Origin of the sequence: Streptomyces sp. NPDC056347, assembly GCF_042262625.1 — a bacterium.
Taxonomy (GTDB): Bacteria; Actinomycetota; Actinomycetes; order Streptomycetales; family Streptomycetaceae; genus Streptomyces.
In genome coordinates this window covers 1-22,695 of sequence record NZ_JBHJQP010000133.1, presented here as the reverse complement: position 1 = coordinate 22,695, position 22,695 = coordinate 1, and the positions used below count along the sequence as shown (strand labels likewise).

Sequence of the window (22,695 nt, the reverse complement as noted above, 5' to 3'; positions counted from 1 at the left end):
ACCGCCGTGGGCGCCGTGGCGCTCGGGTTGTCGTCGGGGGTGACCGCCGCCGTGCTGTCGGCCGCGGTGCTCGGTGCGGGTACGGCGGTCATGCAGCCCGCGCTCGCGACGATGCTGGTGTGGTGTTCCAGCACCGCCACCCGGACGCGCGCCTTCGCCATGCAGTTCTTCCTGCAGAACCTCGGGCTCGGCATCGGCGGGCTGGTCGGCGGGCAGATCGTCGACACCGCCCGGCCCGCGTCCTTCACCCTGCTGTTCCTCATCGAAGCCGCGATGTTCGTCGTGCTCGGGGTCGTCGCCGTCACGGTGCGGCTGCCGCGTACGGCGTCCGTCCCCGGTGCCAGGCCCTCCGAGGGGGGCAAGGCGCAGGGCGGACTGCGGGCGCTGCTCTCGCACCGGGCCATGGTGCAGCTGTGCGTGCTGGGCTTCGTGCTGTTCTTCGCCTGCTACGGACAGTTCGAGTCCGGGCTCGCGGCGTACGGCACCGAGGCCGCCGGTATCCAGCCGTCGACGCTCGGGATCGCGCTGGCCGCCAACACCGCCGTCATCGTCGTCGCGCAGTTCGTCGTGCTGCGGCTCGTGGAGCGCCGCAAGCGCAGCCGGGTGATCGCTTCGGTCGGTCTGATCTGGGCGTTCGCCTGGATCGTGGCGGGGTACGCGGGGCTCGGGCACGGCAGCCAGACCATGGCGACGGCCGCGATGATCTCCACGTACGCGCTGTTCGGACTCGGTGAGGCGATGCTGTCGCCGACCGTGGCGCCGCTGGTGGCCGATCTGGCGCCGGAGTCGATGGTCGGGCAGTACAACTCCGCGTTCGCGCTGTGCAAGCAGCTCGCGCTGGCCGTCGGTCCGGCCGTGGGCGGGCCGATGGGAGCCACGCTGCACGGGCCGTACATCGTGACGTTCGTGCTGTTCTCGCTGGGCATCACGGTGCTGGCGCTGCGGCTCGGCCGCAGGCTCACCCCCGTGCAGGACCAGCCGTCGCTGGCCGCGGTGCCCTCCAAGGTGGTCGCCGTGTCACGGCCGGACGCCGGAGCCGATGTTCCGGCGGCTGTCGCCGCGCGCTGATCGACCGGGCCCCGTCCGAACGGACGGGGCCTCAGTGCGGCAGGGCGAACTCGCACCAGACGGCCTTGCCCCCGCCGGGGGTGCGCCGGCTGCCCCAGGCCGTGGCGATCGTCGCGACGATGGAGATGCCGCGCCCCGATTCGTCCGCCGGTTCGGCCCGGCGGCGGCGCGGCAGGTGGTCGTCCCCGTCGGTCACCTCGATGATCAGGCGGCGGTCGGTGCGGCGCAGACCCAGGCGCATCGGCGGAGTGCCGTGCTTGAGGGAGTTCGCCACGAGTTCGCCGGCGGCCAGGACGCCCAGGTCGCACAGCTCGACCGGGAAGCGCCAGGACGTCAGCACCCCGCTGGCGAAGGCGCGGGCGCGCGGGGCCGCCTCGATGCCGCCGAGCAGATCGAGCGAGGCGTTGTGGAACAGCTCCGCGTTCGCCCCGGTGCGGGCGGGGTGCTGGACCACCAGGACCGCCACGTCGTCGTCGTGCTCCGCGGTGACCCCGAGGGAGCGGATCAGCCGGTCGCAGACCACCTGGGGCGACCCCTTCGCGCCGGACAGGGCGCGCCCCAGGGCGGCGACGCCCTCGTCGATGTCCTCGCTGCGCCGCTCCACCAGGCCGTCCGTGTAGAGGACGGCGGTGGAGCCGGGCGGCAGCGGAATCGTGCCCGAGGTGTGGATCCAGCCGCCCGTGCCGAGCGGCGGCCCGGTCGGGTCCTCGGCACGGTGGACCGTGCCGTCCTCGGTGCACACCAGGATCGGGAGGTGGCCGGCGGAGGAGTAGACGAGCCGCCCCTCGTTCGGGTCGTGGACCGCGTACGCGCAGGTCGCGATCTGGCTGGCGTCGATCTCGGCGGCGAGACCGTCCAGCAGCTGGAGCACCTCGTGCGGCGGGAGGTCGAGGCGGGCGTAGGCGCGTACGGCCGTACGGAGCTGGCCCATGACGGCGGCGGCCCGCACCCCGCGCCCCATCACGTCGCCGATGACCAGGGCGGTGCGTCCGGCGCCGAGGGTGATCACGTCGTACCAGTCGCCGCCGACCGCGGCGTCCGTGCCGCCGGGCTGGTAGGTGGCGGCGATCCGGAGGTCGTCGGGCTGCTCCAGCTCCTGCGGGAGCAGGGAGCGCTGGAGGGTGACGGCCGTCTCGCGGTGCCGGCGCTCGCTGGTGCGCAGCCGCTCGGCCGCCTCGGCGTGGTCGGTGACGTCGGCGGCGTACACCAGCACGCCCCGTTCGCCCGCCGGGGCGCCGCTCCTGTCGCGGCCGGTGCGCCGCGGTGTGCGGGGGCCGCCGTCGCGGGCCTCGCCGGCACCGGTCGCGTCGCGGTGCACGGGGGTGCAGGTCACGGTGTACGAGCTGCCGTTGCGGACCTTGCGGGACTTGACCGTACGGGGGGTGCCGCTGCGCAGGACCTGGTCCATGAGAGGGAACAGGCTGAGCTCGTCGAGCTCCGGCATGGCCTCGGCGGCGGGGGCGCCGGTCGGACGGGGGCCGAAGGCGGCGGTGTACGCGTCGTTGACGTACGCGATCCGGTGGTCGGGGCCGTACACCAGGGCCACCAGGGCGGGCAGCTGGCCGAGGATCTCCCCGGCGGAGAGCTCCTCCACGGCGGAGCCGCCCGGCCGGGGGACCTCCGCGTGCAGATCGTCGTCCGGCGGGCGGGGGCCGGCCTCGGGCCGTGCGTACTCGGCGCGGGCCGGGGGCACGGAACTGCGGTCGTCCCGTGCGGCGGCGCGGCGCTGCGTTCCGGGTAGGCGGGCGCTCCAGCGCGTGAAGTTCACGGAATTTCTGGCCTCGTGTGTCGGTCTGGTCCGCTCTCGCGGGATGCTCACTGTCGGTCACTGCCGGCCGGGTCACTCTGTGCAGATGTGGGCCCACCTATGGTCACACGTCCAGTGTGACGGACCGTACTGACAGTTGTCGGTACGGTCCGCCGTCCGGCGCGTGGACGGGCGGGTCGACTGCCCGTCAGGGACCTTGGTGCGGAGGACCGTCCGGTCCGGAGGGGGTCCGGGGGCCTGGTGGGCCGTCCGGGTGGGGCGGGCCGTCCGGCCCGGGGTGCCTGCCGCCCGCGGCGAGTTCGAATTCGGCCCGCGGGTGCTCCAGCGAGCCGAGGGAGACGATCTCGCGCTTGAAGAGTGCGGCGAGGGTCCATTCGGCAAGGACGCGGGCCTTCCGGTTGAACGTCGGGACGCGGCTGAGGTGGTACGTCCGGTGCATCCACCAGGCCGGGAAGCCCTTCACCTTGCGGCCGTAGACATGGGCGACGCCCTTGTGCAGGCCGAGCGAGGCGACGGAGCCGGCGTTGCTGTGCCGGTACTCCTGGAGGGGTTCCCCGGCGAGCGAGGCGAGGATGTTCCCGGCGAGGACCTTGGCCTGGCGTACCGCGTGCTGGGCGTTGGGGGCGGTCGGGCTGCCGGGCTGCGCGGCGGTCAGGTCGGGTACGGCGGCGGCGTCCCCGGCGGACCAGGCGTGCGCGGTTCCCTCGACGGCGAGCTGCGCGGTGCAGCGGAGCCTGCCGCGTTCGTCGAGCGGAAGGCCGGTGGCTGCGAGGAGGGGCGCGGGTTTGACGCCCGCGGTCCACACCAGGGTGCGGGTCGGGAAGCGGGAGCCGTCGCTGAGAACGGCGATCCGGTCCTCGCAGGACTCCAGGCGGGTGTCGAGGCGTACGTCGATGTTGCGGCCGCGCAGCTCGCGGATCGCGTAGACGCCCAGTTCCTCGCCGACCTCGGGGAGGATGCGGCCGGACGCCTCGACGAGGATCCACTTCAGGTCCTCGGCCTTGATGTTGTGGTAGTACCGCGCGGTGTAGCGGGCCATGTCCTCCAGCTCGGCGAGGGCCTCGACGCCCGCGTATCCGCCGCCCACGAAGACGAAGGTGAGCGCGGCGTCGCGGATGGCGGGGTCGCGGGTGGCGGAGGCGATGTCCATCTGCTCGATGACGTGGTTGCGCAGGCCGATGGCCTCCTCGACCGTCTTGAAGCCGATGCCGTGGTCGGCGAGGCCGGGGACGGGGAGGGTGCGCGAGACGGAACCGGGAGCGAGGACGAGTTCGTCGTACGGGATCCCCACGGCGCCGGTGCCGTCCTCGGCCGTGGCGAGGGTGGTGACGGTCGCGGTGCGCCTGGCGTGGTCGACGGCCCGCACCTCGCCGATCACGATGGTGCAGTGCGCGAGGATCCGGCGGAGCGGCACCACGACATGGCGCGGTGAGATCGACCCGGCGGCCGCCTCGGGCAGGAACGGCTGGTACGTCATGTAGGGCTCGGGAGTGACGACGACGATCTCGGCCTCACCCCTTCTGAGCTTCGGCTTCAGCTTCCGCTGGAGGCGCAGCGCTGTGTACATCCCGACGTAGCCCCCGCCGACGACGAGAATGCGCACACCCGGCGGGGGGCCGAGGGGTGTTCCCCCGGAATCTGAAGCCATCACCACCCCATGACGCAACGTGCACAGGGGTTTGTCCACAGCCCCGGCAAATTGTGTGACTGGAGGTTCTCGGTGGGCGGTTGCGTCGCGGACCGGCGGGAATGGACAAGCCACGCAGGTCAGAGGTCGGGACGGACGGCCGGTGCGGGGGACGAATCAGTGACCAACCGGTCCTTGCGCCGATCGGGGGGCGCTCCGTGCGGAACTACCCTCTTCTGAATTGAGCCGGGCTCAACTATGTTCGTGTGTCGTCGGGGTGTCGGTTGGGACGATGATCCACTCCCCGGCTCAAACGGCGGGAAGTCTCCGGGGGGAGACGTCATAACCGGGGGAAAAGTTATGCATATTCAGGAATCTCATTGGCCGACCGCTACTGCCGTTCCGTCCCATTCGTCCGATTCGGCGGGGCGTAACGGATCGGTGGCCACGGCCGGTGCGCCGGCACAGCCGGGCTCGTCCGCCACGGTCGGAGTGAACGGCGCGACGGCCGGGGCGAGCAGTCGTACGGCTCCGCTGCGGGTGGACGCGCAGCGCAATCTGGAGCACGTCCTGCGTGCCGCCCGCGAGGTCTTCGGCGAGCTGGGTTACGGGGCTCCGATGGAGGACGTGGCGCGTCGCGCCAGGGTCGGCGTCGGCACGGTGTACCGGCGGTTCCCGAGCAAGGACGTGCTGGTCCGGCGGATAGCCGAGGAGGAGACCTCCCGGCTGACGGACCAGGCCCGCAGCGCGCTCGGCCAGGAGGAAGAGCCCTGGTCGGCGCTGTCGCGCTTCCTGCGTACGTCGGTGGCCTCGGGCGCGGGGCGGCTGCTGCCGCCGCAGGTCCTGCGGGTCGGCGTCGAGGCCGAGGGCGATGACCCGGCGGTGGCCGGGGAGCCGGCGGCCGTGCCGGGTGCGGTGGCGGGCGGCGGACGGGACGAGGCCCGGGTGCCGCAGCAGCGGCAGGGTGCCGAGCAGCCGTCGGCCGAGGAGCGGTCCGCCGCGGAGAGCGGTGTCGAGGACGACGGCACGGGCGCCGGTGAGCTGCTGGAGGTGGTCGGCCGGCTGGTGGACCGGGCGCGGGCGGCCGGTGAGCTGCGCCGTGACGTGACGGTCGCCGATGTGCTGCTGGTGATAGCGACGGCGGCGCCCTCGCTGCCCGACGCGGCGCAGCAGGCCGCCGCTTCGAGCCGGTTGCTGGACATCCTGCTGGAAGGGCTGCGCTCCCGCCCGGCCGCCTGAGCGGTCCGGGGCGTCGCCGTGCACGGCGACGCCCCGGGTGGGGTGGGGTGGGGCGGGTCCGGGGCCGGGCTCGGTGGTGGGTCCGGGGCCGGGCTCGGTGGCGGTCGCGGTGCTCGGCGCCGGGCGCCATGGCGGGCTCGGTGTTCCGGGTGCGCCGGTGGTTCGGCGACCGGCGTGACGGTCGGCTCGGCACCGGGCGTGACGGTCGGCTCGGCAGCTGGTGTTGCGGTGGGGGATGTGGCCCGATTCGGCGGTGTCCCGTTCAAGGTTCCGCCCCATGCCCCCATCACCTCCGGCCGTCCGCCCCAACCGTCCGGCCCGCGTGCCCGGCGCTTTCGAATGGCCGCTCCGCGCCTGCCCGTACGGCCCGTCGGCGCAGCTCGTCCACATGGCTCGTACACGCGAAATGGAGATCATCCAGCTTTCCCCAAATGAATGGCCTTTAGTACTCGCATTCGGAAAAACGCCCCGGATGAGTGGTTGCGAGGGCTGAGTGTCCGTCGTGATTGCGCCATGTGGCACTCTTGCCCGATGTTCGGGTCCGACAGCGCATACGGGGGCTACCGCGATGAGCGGTGACGGGCAGCAGGAAGAGTCGTTCGACGACGTCTCCGCCGTGGACGGTGCCGTGGGAGTCGACGGGTCGGCCACCGCCCGCCAGGTGCCGAGCCAGGGCGGCCCCGGACGCTCCGGCGGTGATGCCGGGGGCAGCACCGTACTGCCGGGCCCCTGGTCGACGTCGGCCGGCACGGGGGCGGGCGCGAGGACGGAATCAGGGGGCGTGGCCGGGTCCAGGACCAGGGCCGAAGCCGCCGGGGCCGAGGCCTCGGTGCCGATGCAGCGGGAGGGCGGCAGCCCCGAGTCCGTCACCGGCGCTCCGTCCGACGCCGAGCTGATCCGGCGGATGCGCGGCGGCGACGACCACGCGTACGAGGAGCTGTTCCGGCGCCACTCCGACGCGGTGCGGCGCTACGCGCGCAGCTGTTGCCGGGACGCCCACACCGCCGACGACCTGACGGCCGAGGTCTTCGCCCGTACGTTGCAGGCGGTACGCCGCGGCAAGGGCCCCGAGGAGGCGGTACGGGCCTACCTCATGACGGCCGTCCGGCATGTCGGTGCCGCCTGGACCAAGACCGCCAAGCGGGAGCAACTGGTCGACGACTTCGCGGTGTTCGCCGCTCAGGCGACCCAGTCCGCCCAGCTTTCGGACGCGGACACGCTCGACCTCGGGGCCGATGTGCTGGCGATGCACGAGGCCGAACAGTCCATGGCGATGCAGGCGTTCCGCAGTCTCCCGGAGCGCTGGCAGGCCGTGCTGTGGCACACCACCGTCGAGGAGGAGTCGCCCAGCGAGATCGCCCCGCTCTTCGGGCTGACCGCCAACGCCACGTCGGTGCTGGCCAGTCGGGCCCGTGAAGGCCTCAAACAGGCGTACCTCCAGGCTCATGTGAGCCGTTCGCTCACCTCGGGCGGCGACTGCGCGCGGTACGCGGACCGGCTCGGCGCGTACGCCCGGGGCGGGCTGCGCATGCGGGCCGAGCGCGGGCTGCGGGGTCATCTGGAGGAGTGCGCGAAGTGCCGGCTCGCCGCGGGCGAGCTGGCCCATGTCAACGCCGGGATTCCCGCGCTGCTGCCGGTCGCGGTCATCGGCTGGTTCGCCGCCGGGTACGCGCTCAAGGCCGCCGGGGTCGCCGCCGGTGGTGCGGTGGGCGCCGCGGGTGCGGGCGCCGCCGCGGCTGCCTCCGGCGGCAGCTCCGGTGGGGGCGCGGCCGGTGGCGCAGCCGCCTCGGAGGGGCTCGGCCTCCCGGCGAAGGCCGGTATCGCGGCGGCGGTCGCGGTGGCCGCCACGGCCGGACTGGTCTGGGCGATGACCGGGAACGGCCGGCCCGAGCCCGTGGCCGAGCGTCCGGTGAAGCCGGCCGCCGTGGCGCCCCCGGCGCCCGCCTCGCCCACGCCCACGCCCAGCCCCGAGCCGCCTACGCCGAAGCCCGCCACCCCCGCTCCCCCGGCACCCGCGCCACCGCCCCGGTCGAAGCCGACCCCCACGCCCACGCCGACCCCGACCCCGCCGCCGAAGCCCACGCCCACCCCGACTCCGACGCCCCCCGCGCCGAAGCCGACCCCCACGCCGACCCCGACCCCGCCGACCGTCTACCAGGTCAACGAGCTGCGGTACTCCCTCCTGGGCGACCACACCGAACCCGAGGTGGTGGTGGGCGAGAGCAGCTGGCTCTGGCAGCGCTCCCGGGTGTCGATCGGCGGCACGGCCTACGCGCACGGGGTGACCGTCGGCGCCAGTTCCTCGGTCACCATCCAGCTGAACCGGCAGTGCACGCGGTACGAGGCGATGGCCGGGGTCGACGACCTGACGCTGGGGTTCGGCTCCGTGCGCTTCTCGGTCCTCGACGGGAACGGGACGCGGCTGTGGCAGTCCCCGGTGCTGAACGGCGACGACCCCGCCGTACCCGTGAGCGTCGGCATCGAAGGCCGCACGAGCATCCGGCTGGTCGTCGAGCCCGCCGGGCCCGGCGGCTCGGTGGCGCTGGCCGACTGGGCGGAGTCCACCATCAGTTGCCGCTGAGAGCGGGGCGGGGCGGGCCGGGTCCGCTCCGACGGCAGCGGCAACGGCAACGGCAGCGGGGACCCTATGCCCGGAGCGTCCGCCTGGCCGGTACGACGCCTCCGGCGACCGCGCGCTGACGGGGCGCCGCCGTACCCGTCCAGCACGTGCCGCGGCGTGCCACCAGACGGCGCAGCCACAGCTCCGTGGAGGCGAGGTGGGCGAGGCCGTCCAGCGGGAGCGGCGCGCCGTCGGCGGCCGCGCGCAGCGCCTTGCGCACGACGCGGGCCTCGACCAGGCCCGCGTCGGCGAGCAGCGGGGCGTCGAAGAGGGCGATCAACTCCGGCAGGGCGGTGCGCAGTCCGGTGCGGGCGGTCGCGTCCGTCGTGGCGTGGGAGGGTGCGCCCCAGCCGGAGGGCAGGTCGTGGATGCCCGCACCGGCCAGCACCCGGCGCAGGACCGCGGCACGGGCGCCCGGCTGGACCCGGAGCGATTCGGGGAGCGCGCGGGCGGCGCGTACGACCTGGTTGTCGAGGAACGGGGCGTGCAGCCGCTGGCTGCGGTTCTCGGCGGCCTGCTCCAGGATGCGGTGGTCGGCGGCGTACCGGGCCAGGACCGCCCTGGCCCGGGCGTCGCCGGGGCGCTGCACGGAGACGGGCCGGACGGCCGCGTCCTGGAGCCGGACCGCGACCTCGGCGAGCGCCTCCCCGGTGAGCCAGCGCGCGGCGGGTCCGGGCCGCGACCAGGCGAGGGCGTTCAGCGAGGCCTCGGCGGGGGTGTCGAGGGCGGGGGCGTTCCGGTTGGCGTCCGGGAGCCGGCCGGCCGCCGCTTCCAGGCCGGTGCGGTACGACGTACGGGACAGGCGGCGGGCCGCGCGGTAGACGGTGAACGGGACGAACAGGGATTGCGCGTTCGGCCCCTCCGCCCTGGCGAGCGCGGCAACCGGGCGCAGCAGGTGGCGTCGGCGGCGGTCCATCAGCAGGTCGGCCAGGCGGGCCGGGTGGGCGTCGAGGACCTGCCGGGCGCCGCCGCCGACGAAGTGGTCGGCGCTGCCGGACGCGAGGCGCCTGCGGTGGCGTTCGGCGACGACGAGCGAGGGAGCGGGTTCGTCGGTGAGCGGGCCGCCGCCGAGGTCGGCGTAGGGCAGGGCCTCCTCACCGGCGGCGACGACCACATGGTGCAGGCGCGGGTCGGCGGCGATGACCCGGGCCCGCTCCAGCTCGTCCTCGTGCCCGTGCGCGGTGAGGTCGTTGAGGGTGACGGCGAGGAGTCGCTCCCCCGCCCCGGTGCCGTGGCCGAGAAGGGTGCCGGGGAGGCCCGGGAGCCCGGCGGCGAGCAGGGCGAGGGTGGCGGAGGCGCTGCCTCCGGAGAGGTCGGCGCCGATGCCGGGGACCGGAGCGCCGCGGGCGGCGCGTCGGTCGGCGGGGCCCATGCCGGGGACCGGGCCGGGGTCGGGCGGCAGGGTCTCGGGGGCGTGGCGCGGGGCGAGCAGCCGGGCGCGTACGGCTTCGACCAGGGCGTCGCGCACCCCGTCGACGGCGCTGACCGGGTCGGTCTCGGGTGCGGCCACGGCGAGGGAGGCCACCGCCTCGTAGCCGGTGATCTCGCGCGAGCCCTCGCGGAGGATCAGCGCGTGGCCCGGCGGGATGCGCTTCACCCCGGCGTACGGGGTGCCGTCGCGCAGCGCCTCCGGCGTCTCGGGGCAGGCGAGGAGGGCGGCCAGGTGGCCGATGTCGAGCTGGGCCTCTATGAGGTCGGCCAGCGGAAGGGCTGCGGTGGCGTACGCGGTGCCGCCCGCCCAGGGGGTGTAGAAGACGGGGCGGGCTCCGGCGAGGTCGCCGATGACGGTGATCCGGCGGCCTATCTGGACGACGGTCGTGTAGCTGCCGGGCCAGGAGGTGAGGTGGCGCAGCGCCCCGCCGCGGGCGGCGAGGAGTCCGGCGCGCAGCTGTTCGTCGGTGGCGCTGCAGCAGCCGAGGACGGCCATCCGGGCGGTGGGCGCGCCCTGCGTGGTCTCGACCGAGGTCTGCCGGATCTCGTCGGGGCGCCAGTCGCCCACGGCCCAGAGCGGGTCCGGGTCCCCCCACAGGAGCTGGGAGCCCACGGGGTGCATCGTGCGACCCTCGTCGCGGGGGCCGACCGCGCCGGCCGTGCCGAAGCTCGCGGCGATACTGCTCCACCCCACCAACCAACGCATCGCCGCCTCCACAGGCTGTGGACAAAACGGCGCGTCGGGGCACTATCGGGCGAACTCCGTTAACGCGCGGCGCCGTTGCGAACATGCTGCCACGACAACGGCGCACAGGAGGGGCTGCGCGGGGCGCACGTCGGACGGGCATGCGCCCCTGGCAAAGGCCCCGGCACCCCGGCCGGCCCGGCGGCCCCGGAACCCGGACGGGTACCGGCACTCTCACACGTACGAGTACGGCCGCCCGAACCCCACGTCCACGCCCGAACCCCGCACCCCGAGAGCCCCACGCGCCGAACCCGAGCCCGGCGGGCATGGCCACGATCGCCCGCAGCCCCCTCGGACACTCCGCCCGCACCTCGCCCACACCTCACAAACACCCCTCGCGCGCCCCTCGCGCGCCCCCTCCACGCCGGACGCGCCGGACGGAATCCGGTCATCCGCAAGCCGTCCACGTACCGCCGGAGGACGACCGCCCGACCGTCGCCGGAATGTCCGCGCCCCCGGCATCCCCACGTCGGGCAACCGGCGACATTCAGCCAATCTCAACGCGTCCCGCAACTCCGTGAAGGCGAACTCGCCGCACCGGACGCCCCTTTTCGTACCGCTTCGTTCCGCGAAGCGGCCCGGTGCCTCACGCGTGTCCGACGACGCCCTCCGGCGGCCCCGGACGATCTCCGGCGAAGCCGCCCACGCACAGTCCGGGAGGCGTCGTCCGCCTCCCGGACCGGTCCGCCGCCTGCGGGGAATGAGGCGGCAGTATCCCCCAGCCCACTGAGTCAGGTGCAGTGGGCCGACCCACGCAGCACCCATGGAATCCCCTCCGAAACCGCCGGACGAGAGCGCACGGCCGGGCGCACGGCCACACACCAGGAGCACATGCCGGACGCCCCGCGCGGCACCGGCACCACACCCGCACGACCTCGCCGAACGGTGTTCCCGTGCGCCGTCGGCCACGGTCCGGACCGGGCCCCGGGCGCTCCCCGGACACAACCCGCACGCCACCCGAACTCCCCCCGTACGGCGCCCGATCCGCGCCCCCGGTGCCACCCGTGGCGGCAGCGACAACAATCCCGCCATACGGACGTCTGCCCCTTAACGGTAGGGATGCGGCGAACTACGCTGGGTTCACTGAGGTGCTCTGCAGGAGGCATATTCACCGGGGCCCGGCCACATGCGTGTGCGGCCGGGGCGACCGGGAGGCCTCCGGGGGAGGACCCGGTACGAATGCCGCGCGCCGCAACGGCGACACGGCGGCCGTCTGTGTGTCGAGGGGTGGCGCATGTCCAGGGAGCAACGAGGGCCGAACGAGAAGCTCGGTACCGTTCTCGCCCTCGCGGGAATCAGCAACGCCGGACTCGCCCGGCGGGTCAACGACCTCGGGGCGCAGCGCGGTCTGACACTTCGTTACGACAAGACCTCGGTGGCCCGGTGGGTCTCCAAGGGCATGGTGCCGCAGGGCGCCGCGCCCCATCTCATCGCCGCCGCGATCGGCGCCAAGCTGGGCCGGCCGGTGCCGCTGCACGAAATCGGGCTCGCGGACGCCGATCCGGCGCCGGAGGTCGGGCTGGCCTTCCCGCGCGATGTCGCCGAGGCGGTCCGTTCGGCGACCGAGCTGTACCGGCTGGATCTGGCCGGGCGGCGGGCGGGCGGCGGCGGGATCTGGCAGTCCCTCGCGGGCTCCTTCTCGGTGAGCGCCTACGCGACGCCCGCGTCCCGCTGGCTGATATGCCCCGCCGACGCGACGGTGGAGCGGGACGCGACGGCAGCCTCGGCCACCATCCCCGACGCCAAGGGCGCACAGGGCGCACGCGGCGGTACGGGTGCCCCGGCGCCCTCGCCCCGGGGCACCGGGCCGGCCCCCGGGCCACGGCCGCGCCCCGGCTCCCCGGCCGCGCTGACCGCCCAGGCGGACCGGGCGGCGCTCGGCGCACTGGGTGCCCTGGCCGCCACCCGGCAGACGCCGTCGATCCCCGCCCAGCCCCGCCCGGACACCACGCCCCCGACCGCCAACGCCGCCACCAGCACGCCCAGCACGCCCAGCACCCCCAACGACGTCTCCCCGCTGCGGGTCGGCCACAGCGATGTCTCCAAGCTGCGCGAGGCCGCCCAGGACGCCCGCCGCTGGGACTCCAAGTACGGCGGCGGGGACTGGCGTTCCTCCATGGTCCCCGAGTGCTTAAGAGTCGATGCCGCGCCCCTGCTGCTCGGCTCGTACAGCGACGAGGTGGGCCGGGCCCTCTTCGGCGCGGCCGCCGAGCTGACCCGGCTCGCCGGGTGGATGGCCTTCGACACCGGCCAGCAGGAGGCCGCCCAGCGCTACTACATCCAGGCGCTCAGGCTGGCGCGGGCCGCCGCCGACGTGCCCCTGGGCGGCTATGTCCTGGCCTCGATGTCCCTGCAGGCGACCTACCGCGGCTTCGCCGACGAGGGCGTCGACCTCGCGCAGGCCGCCGTCGAGCGCAACCGCGGCCTCGCCACGGCCCGCACCATGAGCTTCTTCCGCCTGGTCGAGGCCCGTGCCCACGCCAAGGCCAACGACGCCGCCGCCGCGGGCTCCGCGCTGACGGCCGCCGAGAGCTGGCTGGAGCGCTCCAGGGAGGGCGACGGCGACCCGTCCTGGCTGGGCTTCTACTCGTACGACAGGTTCGCTGCCGACGCCGCGGAGTGCCACCTCGACCTGAAGGCCCCCCGGCAGGTGAAGCGCTTCACCGAGCAGGCGCTCTCCCGGCCCACCGAGGAGTTCGTCCGCTCGCACGGGCTGCGGCTGGTGGTGTCGGCCGTGGCCGAGCTGGAGTCCGGCAATCTGGACGCGGCCTGCGCCGCGGGCACCCGGGCGGTGGAAGTGGCGGGCCGCATCTCGTCCGCGCGGACCACCGAGTACGTACGGGACCTGCTGCACCGGCTCGAACCGTACGGGCACGAGCCGCGCGTCGCCGAGCTGCGCGAGCGGGCGAGGCCGCTTCTGATGACGCCCGCGTAAAAATCCGGCACCGTACGGGGTCCCTCCGGTTTGACGGCGTTGTCAGTGGGTCAGTGCACTATCGGGGTGGGAGGTGGTGCGGTGATGACGCACGCGGCGTACGACTGCGACGTGCTGGTGATCGGCGGCGGGATCGTCGGCCTGTCGACGGCGTACGCGCTCTCGCGCACCGCGCCGGGCACCCGTGTGACGGTCCTGGAGAAGGAGTCCGGCCCGGCCCGGCACCAGACGGGGCACAACAGCGGAGTGATCCACAGCGGCATCTACTACCCCCCGGGTTCGCTCAAGGCGCGGTACGCGGTGCGCGGTGCCGCCGAAATGGTCGACTTCTGCGCCGAGCACGGCATCGCGCACGCGGTGACCGGCAAGCTCATCGTGGCGACCGAGCGGTCCGAGCTGCCCCGGCTGCACGCCCTGGTCCAGCGCGGCCGGCTCCACGGGCTGCCGGTGCGCGAGCTGGGCCCCGCGCAGATCACGGAGTACGAGCCGCAGGTGAGCGGCCTTGCCGCGATCCGGGTCGGCTCGACCGGGGTGTGCGACTTCGGGGCGGTCGCGGCCCGGTTCGCCGCCGAGGTGAGCGGCTCCGGCGGCGAGATCCGTTACGGGGCGGAGGTCGTCGCGATAGACCGCCGCCCCTGGGGCGTGGCGGTGTGCACGGCGGACGGCACGGTGGTGCGGGCCCGGGTGCTGGTCAACTGCGCGGGACTGCACTCCGACCTCGTCGCACGGCTGGCGGGCGACGAGCCGGGGGTGCGGATCGTGCCCTTCCGGGGGGAGTACTACGAGCTGGCGCGGCCGGAGCTGGTGCGCGGCCTGGTCTATCCGGTGCCCGATCCGGCCTTCCCGTTCCTCGGCGTCCACCTGACCCGGGGCCACGACGGCCACGTGCACGTCGGGCCGAACGCGGTGCCCGCGCTGGCCCGCGAGGGGTACGGCTGGCCGGTGGTGCGCCCGCGCGAGCTGGCGGACACCCTGGCCTGGCCCGGCACCTGGCGGATCGCCCGCAGACACTGGCGGTACGGGGCGGGCGAGGTACGCCGCTCGCTGTCGAAGCACGCGTTCACCCAGGCCGTGCGACGGCTGCTGCCCGAGGTGACGGAGGCCGATCTGAGACCGGCCCCGGCCGGGGTCAGGGCCCAGGCCGTGCTGCGCGACGGCACCCTGGTCGACGATTTCCTGATCCGCGAGGCCCCGCACACCGTCCATGTGCTGAACGCTCCGTCGCCCGCCGCGACGGCCTCACTGCCCATCGGGCGGGAGGTGGCACGCAGGGCGCTGCTCCGGGCACGGGAGACGGGGTGGAGGCCGCCCCCCGTAGAATCGGGGCATTGTGTCTGAGCCCATGAACCCCTCCGAGGGCCTCGCCGAGAACGCCCCCGCCCCGTCGGCGAACGGCCCGGCGAACGGCCCTGCGTCCGCTTCCGGCCCGGCGTCCGCTTCCGCGTCGGATTCGGCCTCGGCGCCCGGCCCCGCTGCGGTGCCGGATTCCGCTTCGGCTTCCGGCTCCGCTCCGACGCCCGAATCCGCTCCGGCTTCCGAAGCGTCTTCGGCGCCCGGATCCTCTTCGGCGCCCGATTCCGTCCCGGCGCCCGGGGCCGGACCGTCCACCGCCGGGATTCCGGACGACCTGCGGGAGGCCTCCTTCGAGCGGCAGCGCAGGCTGCGCCAGGAGTCGCGCTTCCCGGGCGGACCCGCCATCGACCCGGCCGGTTCGCACCACGAGCGCCGCATCCGCAGCTTCCAGCCGCGCCGCAGCCGGGTGACGCCCGGCCAGCAGGACGCTCTGCTGCGGCTCTGGCCCACGTGGGGCCTGGACATCGACGGCCGGCGCGTCCTCGACCTGCCCGAGATGTTCGACGGGCTCCCGGTCGTGCTGGAGATCGGCTTCGGCATGGGCGAGGCCACCGCGCAGATGGCCGCCGCCGACCCGGGCACCGGCATCCTCGCCGTGGACGTGCACACCCCCGGCCAGGGCAATCTGCTCGGCCTCGCCGAACGGAACGGCCTGACCAACATCCGGGTGGCCAACGGTGACGCGATCATCCTGCTGCGCGAGATGCTCGCACCGGACGCGCTGGACGGGCTGCGGGTGTACTTCCCCGACCCGTGGCCCAAGAAGCGGCACCACAAGCGACGGCTGATCCAGCCGGAGTTCCTGGACCTGGTGGCCGGGCGGCTGAAGCCGGGCGCGGTGCTCCACTGCGCGACCGACTGGGAGCCGTACGCCGAGCAGATGCTGGAGGTGCTGACCGCTCACCCCCGCTTCGAGAACACCGCGGCGGACGGCGGATACGCCCCCCGGCCCGCGTTCCGGCCGCTGACCCGGTTCGAGGGGCAGGGCCTCGACAAGGGCCACGTGGTGCACGACCTGCTCTTCGCCCGCGTCTGAGCCCTCGACCGACACCTCGACCGATACCGCGTCCGGCCCCGTGTCCGGCCCGTCCCGGGGCGCCGGTATGTCCGGTCGCCCCGTGGTCAGGTGTCAGTGCCGATGGTTAGGGTCGTCGGGTGGTGTCCGACGGGTCTGCAGAACAGCGACAGTCTCAGCCCGCCGTCCCGCTCCTCGAGGAGCAGCGGGTCGGCGAGATCCTGGCTGCCGTGCCGGAGCGCGGGCGCTGGCGGTACCGGCCGCGCCGGGTCGGCCTGGTGTGGCGCAGCCGGGCCTTCCGTATCGCGGCCGTGTTCACGGTCCTCGCGCTCTGCGGTCTGGCGATCCTGGCCCTGGTCCGCGACCAGACGGGCACGCAGGGCTTCCTCGTCGGCCTCGGGCTCGCCGTGCTGCCCGTGCCACTGCTGATGACCGCGTTCCGCTGGCTGGACCGGGTCGAGCCGAGTCCCTGGCGGAGTCTGCTGTTCGCCTTCGCCTGGGGAGCGTTCGCCGCCGCCCTGGTCGCGATCCTGGCGAATTCGTTCGCGACCCGGTGGATAGCCACGACCACCGCCGATCCGTCGAACGCCGACACCCTCGGGGCGACGGTGATAGCCCCGTTCGTCGAGGAGAGCGCCAAGGCCGCCGCGGTCCTGCTGATCTTCCTGTTCCGAAGACGGCAGTTCACCGGGATCGTCGACGGCATCGTGATCGCGGGGCTCACCGCGAGCGGCTTCGCCTTCACCGAGAACATCCTGTACCTCGGCAACGCCTTCGGCGAGGACCAGCAGATCGGTCACTCGGGCGTCCCGGCGATGACGGCCGCGACGTTCTTCGTGCGGGCGGTCCTGTCGCCGTTCGCGCACCCGCTCTTCACGTCGCTGACCGGCATAGGCTTCGGGCTCGCCGCGGCGAGCCCGCGCGGCCAGAAGCTCCGCCGGGTCCTGCTGCCGCTGCTCGGGCTCGTCCTCGCGATGGGCATGCACGCGCTGTGGAACGGGTCGGCGGTCTTCAGCCCGCTGGGTTTCTACGCGGTGTACGGGGTGTTCATGGTCCCGGTCTTCGGTCTGGTGACCTGGCTGGCGATCTCGTCGCGCTACCGGAAGCTCCGTACGCTCTGTGCCGAGCTGCCCGCCTACGCGGCGGCCGGCTGGCTCACCCCTGCGGAGCCGCTCGCGCTCGCCTCGATGCGGGCCCGCGGCATGGCCCGCGACATGGCCCGTCACTGGCGCACGGTCGCGGCCGGGGGGAGCGCGGCGGCGAAGGCGGAGGGCAAGGCGGCCGCCCACGCCGTCGCGGAGTACGAGTCCTTCGCGACGGCGCTGGCCTCGCTGCGGCTGCGGGCCCGCCGCGGGGAGGCGGGCCCGGACTTCGCCGAACGGGAGCTGGAGCTGCTGCACCACCTGTGGCAGCGCCGGGAGGTGGCCGCCCCGGCCCTCGCCCACGCGGCGCAGGCGACGGGCCGGCTGCGCCCCCACCGCCAGCCGCCGTTCCCGCCCCACGCGCAGTACGCCCAGCCGGGCCCGTACCCGTACGCGCAACAGCCCGGCCCGTACGCGGGACCGCACGCGCAACAGCCGGGCCCGTACGCCCGGTCCGCCGCGTACCCGCACGGCCCGTCGTACACCGCGTACCCGCGGTACGGGCCGTACCCGCAGCAGTACAACGCGTACCAGCCGCCGTACGACCCGCATCCGCGGCACACGCCATAGGTCAGGCGGACGCCTCGGTGAGCTCGGCCAGCTCCTGCTCGGTCAGCGAGAGGTCGGCGACGGCCACCAGCGCGGGCAGCTGCTCGACCGTACGGGCCGAGGCGATCGGCGCGGCCACGGTCGGCCGGGAGGCCAGCCAGGCCAGCGCGACGGTCGCGACCTGCGCGTCGTGGGCCGCGGCCACCTTGTCCAGCGCCGCCAGGACCTTCTGCCCCCGCTCCGAGTCCCGGTACTGCGTCACTCTGCCGGCCCGCGCGCTCTCCACCTCGACGCCCGGGCGGTACTTGCCGGTGAGGAAGCCGGAGGCGAGGGCGAAGTACGGCACGGCGGCCAGTCCGGCACGGGCGGCCGTGTCCTGGAGCCCGCCCTCGTACGTGTCGCGGGAGACCAGGTTGTAGTGCGGCTGGAGGGCGACGTAGCGGGCCAGCCCCTCGCGCTCCGAGAAGTCCAGCGAGGCCTGGAGCCGCTCGGGGCTGATGTTGGAGGCGGCGATCTCCCGGACCTTGCCCTCCTTCACCAGCTCGTCCAGGGCCGTGATGATCTCCTCCACGGGGACGGACTCGTCGTCGAAGTGCGTGTAGTAGAGATCGATGCGGTCGGTTCCGAGCCTGCGCAGCGACGCCTCGGCCGCGGCCTTGATGTTGGCCGGGGAGAGCCCCTTGTAATCGGGGTGGGTGGAGACCTTGGTGGCGATGACGAGGTCGTCGCGGTCGGATCGGGAGGCGAGCCACTTCCCGATCACCGTCTCCGATTCCCCGCCCTTGTTGCCCGGAACCCAGGCGGAGTAGCCGTCGGCGGTGTCGACGAAGTTGCCCCCGGCCGCGGTGTACGCGTCCAGCACTGCGAACGACTGCGCCTCGTCGGCCGTCCAGCCGAAGACGTTGCCACCGAGTGCGAGCGGGAAGACCTGGAGACTCGAGGAGCCCAGCGGGCGTAGAGAAGTCATGAGTGGATCAACGAATCCCGGCGAGCCCGCTATTCCGCGATTCCGGGCGGGCCCGCTGTTCCGCCCGGCGCCCCGTCCGCCCCTTCCGCCGGGGCGGAGGCCGCCCGGAACAGAGCCGGCAGCCCTGACGTCGGGGGGAGCGTCAGGGCTGCCGGGGTTCACGGGCCGGGAAACCGGCCGGGCGAGCGATTCGGGGACCGGCTCAGGCAGTGGTGCCGGCGGGACGGCTCAGGGGGTGAGGCCCTTGCTCTGGAACCAGGCCATCGGGTCGATGCCCGAACCGTCGGCGGAGTGGACTTCCAGGTGGAGATGCGGGCCGGTCACGTTGCCGGTCGCGCCGACCCGGCCGATGACCTCGCCGGTGGTGACCTTCTGGCCCACGCTGACGCCGATCGAGGACTGGTGGCAGAACCACACCTCCGTACCGTCATCCAGCTTCAGCACCGTGCGGTAGCCGTACGAACCGGCCAGGCCCGCCGAGGTGATCGTGCCGCTGTGGACGGCCTTGATCGGGGTACCGGTCGGAGCGGCGAAGTCGAGGCCGGTGTGGTGGCCGGAGGACCACATCGAACCGGCCTGGCCGTAGGTCGAGGTGATCGTGTACGAGAAGGTCGGGAGGGAGTAGCTGGCGGCGAGCTTGGCGAGCCGTACGGCCTCCGCCTTCTTCTTGGCCTCTTCCTCCGCCTTCTTCTTCTCGGCGGCGGCCTTGGCCTCGGCCGCGTCCTGCTGCTTCTTCGCCTCGGCGGCCGCCTTCTCCGCGGCGGCCTTCTCCTCGGCGGCCTTGGCCTCGGCGGCGGCCGCGTCCTGCTGCTGCTCGGCCTGCTGGAGGATGCGGGCGCGCAGTGCTTCACCGGCGTCCGTGGTGCCCTGCTCGGCCTCGGCGGTGGTGATGCCCGCGGTGGTGAGCGGGGCGGCGGCGGTGGCGGCGGCGGCCTGGTCGGCCTCGGACTCGCCGGCGAACAGGGAGCCCACGCCGGGCAGGGACTTGGCGTCCGGGAGGTTGTCCGAGATCGCGTCGGGCACCGAGATGGAGACCGGGGGCTTGCCCTGCGCGGTGGCGATGCCGCCCGCGCCGACCGCCGCTATGACGCCGACACCCAGGACCGTGGAGCTGCGGGCGAGTCCCGTGCGCTGCTTGGCGACACGGTGCCTGCCGCGCACCGGGCGGACCGTCTCCTCCGTGGGGTTCCACTCGCTCCAGCCGCGCTCGGCCTCGGCGTTGCCCGCGTCGGAACGGAAGTCGGTGGCGAACGCGGCGGTGTGGTCGGCAGTGGCGAACTCGGCGGTGCGGTCGGCCCCATGGCCGGTGCCGTGACCAGTACCGAGATCACCGTGATCGCCGTGGAACCATGAAGGGGCTTCGGGGGCAGGCTTGTTGGACGCCACGGGGGCGCACTCCTTTCCTTCCTTCTCGCCTACCGGGTTAGCTGACGGGTTCGGAGCAGGAAGGTCTCCTACGGACTCCTCCGCCTCTCACGAGGCACAGGCGCCCGATTCACCCCATGTAGGTGGTTCCCCGGTTCCCTTGCGGGATTCGGCGCTCGCGCGCGGCGCCGCCCTTGACGACGGCTGGGACGACCGCGCTGCGTTATCGAACGTTAATAGACACCGGGGCTTCATTCCAAGCTGTTCCCACTGATCGTTCACGTCTTTGGCCTGGACTTTACCGGGCATATATGTATAAACAGGGCCACTTGATCGCCGCTCAGCCGTCAACTCGTTTCTGACGTTATGTCAAATGTTATGCGGAGCGGCGCCCTTCGACTACACACCGTGGTATCGCCTTTGGGGCCGCTCATTCCTTGTCCGCGCCCACGATCGGCACGGTCCGTCGCCGGTCCGGCTGCCCCTGCGCGGGACGCACCACCGCGAGCAGCGCCATGTCGTCGGTCGTCTCGCCACCGGTGTGCAGGCGCACGTCGTCGGTCAGCGCGGAGAGCAGCTCCTCCGGCCCGGGGAAGATCCGCCCGCTCAGCCGGGCCGCCGGGTCGTAGAAGACCCCTTCGGCGTTCCGGGCCTCGGAGAGGCCGTCCGTGTAGAGGAGCAGCGTCGCCCCGTCCGGCAGCTCCCACTCGTCCGTCCGCTCCTGCCACGTACCCAGCCCCATGCCGAGCGGCAGCGCGGGCACCGAGGGCCGCAGCACCTCCAGCGCCCCGTCCGGGTGCAGCAGAATCGGTTCGGGATGCCCGCGGTTGACGATCCGTACGCGGGACAGTCCGGCCGGGATCTCGGCCAGTACGGCGGTGATGAAGCCTTCGAGCACGTCGAGCCCGCCCCGTCGCGCCTCCTCCCGGGACAGCGCCCGCTCCAGCCGTCCCGCCACCTCCGCCAGGGACGACTCCTGTTCGGCCGCCTCGCGGAACGCCCCGATGACCACGGCCACCGTCTCCACGGCCCCCAGCCCCTTGCCCCGTACGTCCCCGACCACCATCCGCACCCCGTGCGGGGTGTCCGCCACGGCGAACAGGTCGCCGCCGACGTACTCGTCCGCCTGCGCGGCCTCGTACCGTGCCGCGACCTGCAGTCCGCCGATCCGGCCGGCCGGCTGGGGCACCACCGCGCGCATGGCCGTCTCCGCGATGAACCGCGCGGAGGCCAGCTGCTCGTTGCTCCGCCGCACCACCCCGTTGATCACGACCGCGAGGACCGAGACGGTGGCCAGGGTGAGCAGTTCGATCAGCGGCACCACCTCAGGCAGCGTGCTGCTGTACAGCCGCAGCAGGACGACCGCCAGCATCGAGGCGACGGCGGTACGGACGGTACTGGCGAGCGAGAAGAACGGGGCGGCGATCAGCGGCGCGGCCACGAAGAACGGAATGGCGGTGAAGGTCTCCGGGGTGAGCCCGTCGAAGAGCACCCCGCCGAGGATCATCAGCGCGGGCAGCTTGCGTACGAAGCTCCGGCCGCGGGCCCCGCCCCCGGCGTGCCGGCCGCGCCGCTTCTCCCGCTTCCACACCAGTGGTCTCCTGCCCGGTACGCACGCGGGCGCGGACGGCGCCGTGCCCCGCCCCCAGCCTCACCGGAGGGGGACCGGGCGGCGACTCCGCGTCGGCCGAAGGAGGTACGGGCGCAGCCCCGGGGAAAACGAATCGGGCCCGGCACGCTGTATGCGTACCGGGCCCGATTCCTTCAGTAGCGGGGACAGGATTTGAACCTGCGACCTCTGGGTTATGAGCCCAGCGAGCTACCGAGCTGCTCCACCCCGCGTCGGTAAACCCAACTCTACGCCATCCCGGACGCGCTTCTGACCACCCGGGCCATCGACCGGCATCGCACAGGCAAGAGGCGCACACATATATGCGGTGATATGACTGGTTTACCCCTGTTCATCACCGCGCAGAACGCGCGTCGGCCGAGGAGAGATCCGTGGACGACTACCCCATGCTCAACCTCTTCTGGACCATGCTGGTGTTCTTCCTCTGGATCATGTGGCTGTTCCTGCTGTTCAAGGTCATCACGGACATCTTCCGCAGCCACGACCTGGGCGGCTGGGGCAAGGGGGGCTGGCTGATCCTCTCCCTGCTGCTGCCCTACATCGGCGTACTGCTGTACGTGATCTTCCGGGGCGATTCCATGGCCAAGCGCGAGGTCAAGGACGCCCAGGACCGCGAGGCCGCCTTCAAGTCGTACGTACGCGAGGCGGCCAACTCGCCCGACAGCGGTACGGGCGGGACCGGCGCCCAGCGGAGCAGCCACGCCGACGACCTGGCGAAGCTCGCCGATCTCCGTGACCGGGGCGCGCTCACGGACGAGGAGTACCAGCGGGCGAAGGCGAAGCTCCTGGTCTGAGCGGCGCCGCAGCACACGGACACCCTGAGCGACGGTCACGGACACGGCGACCGCATCATCCGATCGGTGGACCCGGCCGTCGTCCGTCGAGGGCCCGGAAGGGAGCCCGCAGGTCGACCGGGACGGGCCGGACGCGACCCGAGGATGGACGGCGGAGCGGGAACGCGGAAATCCCCGAACCGCCCGGCCGAACCCGAGGAGTCGTTCACCATGAAGAAGCTGTCGCTGCGCGCCCGTGTCCTGACCGGTGTCGCCGCCGCCGCCATCGCCGGTACCGTCGGAGTCGCCTCCGCCAGCGCGTCCACCCCGGCCGCCGCACCCGCCGCCGCGGTGAAGGCCGACGCCAAGAACCGCAACCTCCAGCAGAGCACCCACCTGACGCTGGCCGCCGCCACCAAGGCCGCCCAGGCGACCCTCGACGCGGCGAAGAAGGAGAACCAGCGGGTC

Annotated in this window: 14 protein-coding genes, 1 tRNA gene, 1 pseudogene and 1 riboswitch; of the genes and pseudogenes, 9 read left to right on the top strand and 7 right to left on the bottom strand. The window is 73.6% G+C overall.

Going from position 1 to position 22,695, the window contains the following annotated elements; genetic code table 11:
* Positions 1 to 1,068 (top strand): MFS transporter (locus tag ACFCV8_RS26190; RefSeq protein WP_376687893.1); only part of this gene is annotated, 1,068 nt, incomplete at its 5' end.
* Between the two features lie 31 nt (positions 1,069 to 1,099).
* On the opposite strand, the gene ACFCV8_RS26185 is transcribed toward ACFCV8_RS26190, so the two are convergent.
* Entirely contained in the window at positions 1,100 to 2,836 is a 1,737-nt protein-coding gene (locus ACFCV8_RS26185; RefSeq protein WP_376687892.1) for a SpoIIE family protein phosphatase, read from the bottom strand.
* Positions 2,837 to 3,023: 187 nt separating this feature from the next.
* The gene (locus ACFCV8_RS26180; RefSeq protein ID WP_376687891.1) at positions 3,024 to 4,484 is read right to left on the bottom strand and encodes an NAD(P)/FAD-dependent oxidoreductase; all 1,461 of its coding nucleotides are present in this window, start codon (positions 4,482 to 4,484) and stop codon (positions 3,024 to 3,026) included.
* Positions 4,485 to 4,823: 339 nt separating this feature from the next.
* On the opposite strand from ACFCV8_RS26180, the gene ACFCV8_RS26175 reads away from it, so the two are divergent.
* Together ACFCV8_RS26175 and ACFCV8_RS26170 are read left to right on the top strand one after the other, a co-directional pair.
* Positions 4,824 to 5,702: a TetR/AcrR family transcriptional regulator gene (locus tag ACFCV8_RS26175; RefSeq protein WP_376687890.1), complete on the top strand. Its 879-nt coding sequence runs from the start codon at positions 4,824 to 4,826 to the stop codon at positions 5,700 to 5,702.
* Positions 5,703 to 6,270: 568 nt separating this feature from the next.
* On the top strand, positions 6,271 to 8,283 hold the full coding sequence (locus tag ACFCV8_RS26170) for a sigma-70 family RNA polymerase sigma factor (protein WP_376687889.1): 2,013 nt from the start codon (positions 6,271 to 6,273) through the stop codon (positions 8,281 to 8,283).
* Between the two features lie 64 nt (positions 8,284 to 8,347).
* Here the strand turns inward: ACFCV8_RS26170 and ACFCV8_RS26165 are convergent, their stop codons facing one another.
* Positions 8,348 to 10,459: an asparagine synthase-related protein gene (locus ACFCV8_RS26165; RefSeq protein ID WP_376687888.1), complete on the bottom strand. Its 2,112-nt coding sequence runs from the start codon at positions 10,457 to 10,459 to the stop codon at positions 8,348 to 8,350.
* Between the two features lie 1,273 nt (positions 10,460 to 11,732).
* On the opposite strand from ACFCV8_RS26165, the gene ACFCV8_RS26160 reads away from it, so the two are divergent.
* From ACFCV8_RS26160 to ACFCV8_RS26145, 4 genes are all read left to right on the top strand, one after another.
* Positions 11,733 to 13,433: a sporulation protein gene (locus ACFCV8_RS26160; protein WP_376687887.1), complete on the top strand. Its 1,701-nt coding sequence runs from the start codon at positions 11,733 to 11,735 to the stop codon at positions 13,431 to 13,433.
* A gap of 81 nt (positions 13,434 to 13,514) precedes the next feature.
* A complete protein-coding gene (gene lhgO, locus ACFCV8_RS26155; RefSeq protein ID WP_376687886.1) occupies positions 13,515 to 14,771 on the top strand; it encodes an L-2-hydroxyglutarate oxidase in 1,257 nt (418 codons plus the stop codon).
* Between the two features lie 139 nt (positions 14,772 to 14,910).
* The gene (trmB, locus tag ACFCV8_RS26150) at positions 14,911 to 15,822 is read left to right on the top strand and encodes a tRNA (guanosine(46)-N7)-methyltransferase TrmB (RefSeq protein ID WP_376687895.1); all 912 of its coding nucleotides are present in this window, start codon (positions 14,911 to 14,913) and stop codon (positions 15,820 to 15,822) included.
* Between the two features lie 122 nt (positions 15,823 to 15,944).
* A complete protein-coding gene (locus tag ACFCV8_RS26145) occupies positions 15,945 to 17,513 on the top strand; it encodes a PrsW family glutamic-type intramembrane protease (protein ID WP_376687894.1) in 1,569 nt (522 codons plus the stop codon).
* 1 nt (position 17,514) lies between these two features.
* On the opposite strand, the gene ACFCV8_RS26140 is transcribed toward ACFCV8_RS26145, so the two are convergent.
* The 4 genes from ACFCV8_RS26140 to ACFCV8_RS26125 all read right to left on the bottom strand — a co-directional run bounded on the left by ACFCV8_RS26140 (position 17,515) and on the right by ACFCV8_RS26125 (position 21,666).
* The gene (locus ACFCV8_RS26140; protein ID WP_376687885.1) at positions 17,515 to 18,459 is read right to left on the bottom strand and encodes an aldo/keto reductase; all 945 of its coding nucleotides are present in this window, start codon (positions 18,457 to 18,459) and stop codon (positions 17,515 to 17,517) included.
* A gap of 228 nt (positions 18,460 to 18,687) precedes the next feature.
* Positions 18,688 to 19,845 (bottom strand): M23 family metallopeptidase, encoded by a 1,158-nt coding sequence (locus ACFCV8_RS26135; protein WP_376687884.1) that lies wholly within the window; start codon positions 19,843 to 19,845, stop codon positions 18,688 to 18,690.
* Between the two features lie 11 nt (positions 19,846 to 19,856).
* Positions 19,857 to 20,009, bottom strand: a riboswitch (cyclic di-AMP (ydaO/yuaA leader).
* Between the two features lie 245 nt (positions 20,010 to 20,254).
* Positions 20,255 to 21,415, bottom strand: coding sequence for a PP2C family protein-serine/threonine phosphatase (locus ACFCV8_RS26130; RefSeq protein WP_376687883.1), 1,161 nt, complete (start codon positions 21,413 to 21,415; stop codon positions 20,255 to 20,257).
* Positions 21,416 to 21,592: 177 nt separating this feature from the next.
* Positions 21,593 to 21,666: transfer RNA gene (locus ACFCV8_RS26125), tRNA-Met, on the bottom strand.
* A 159-nt stretch (positions 21,667 to 21,825) separates the two neighbouring features.
* Here ACFCV8_RS26125 and ACFCV8_RS26120 point away from each other — a divergent pair.
* The gene (locus ACFCV8_RS26120) at positions 21,826 to 22,248 is read left to right on the top strand and encodes an SHOCT domain-containing protein (RefSeq protein ID WP_376687882.1); all 423 of its coding nucleotides are present in this window, start codon (positions 21,826 to 21,828) and stop codon (positions 22,246 to 22,248) included.
* Between the two features lie 210 nt (positions 22,249 to 22,458).
* Positions 22,459 to 22,695: pseudogene (locus ACFCV8_RS26115) on the top strand (heme-binding protein); the annotation flags it as partial.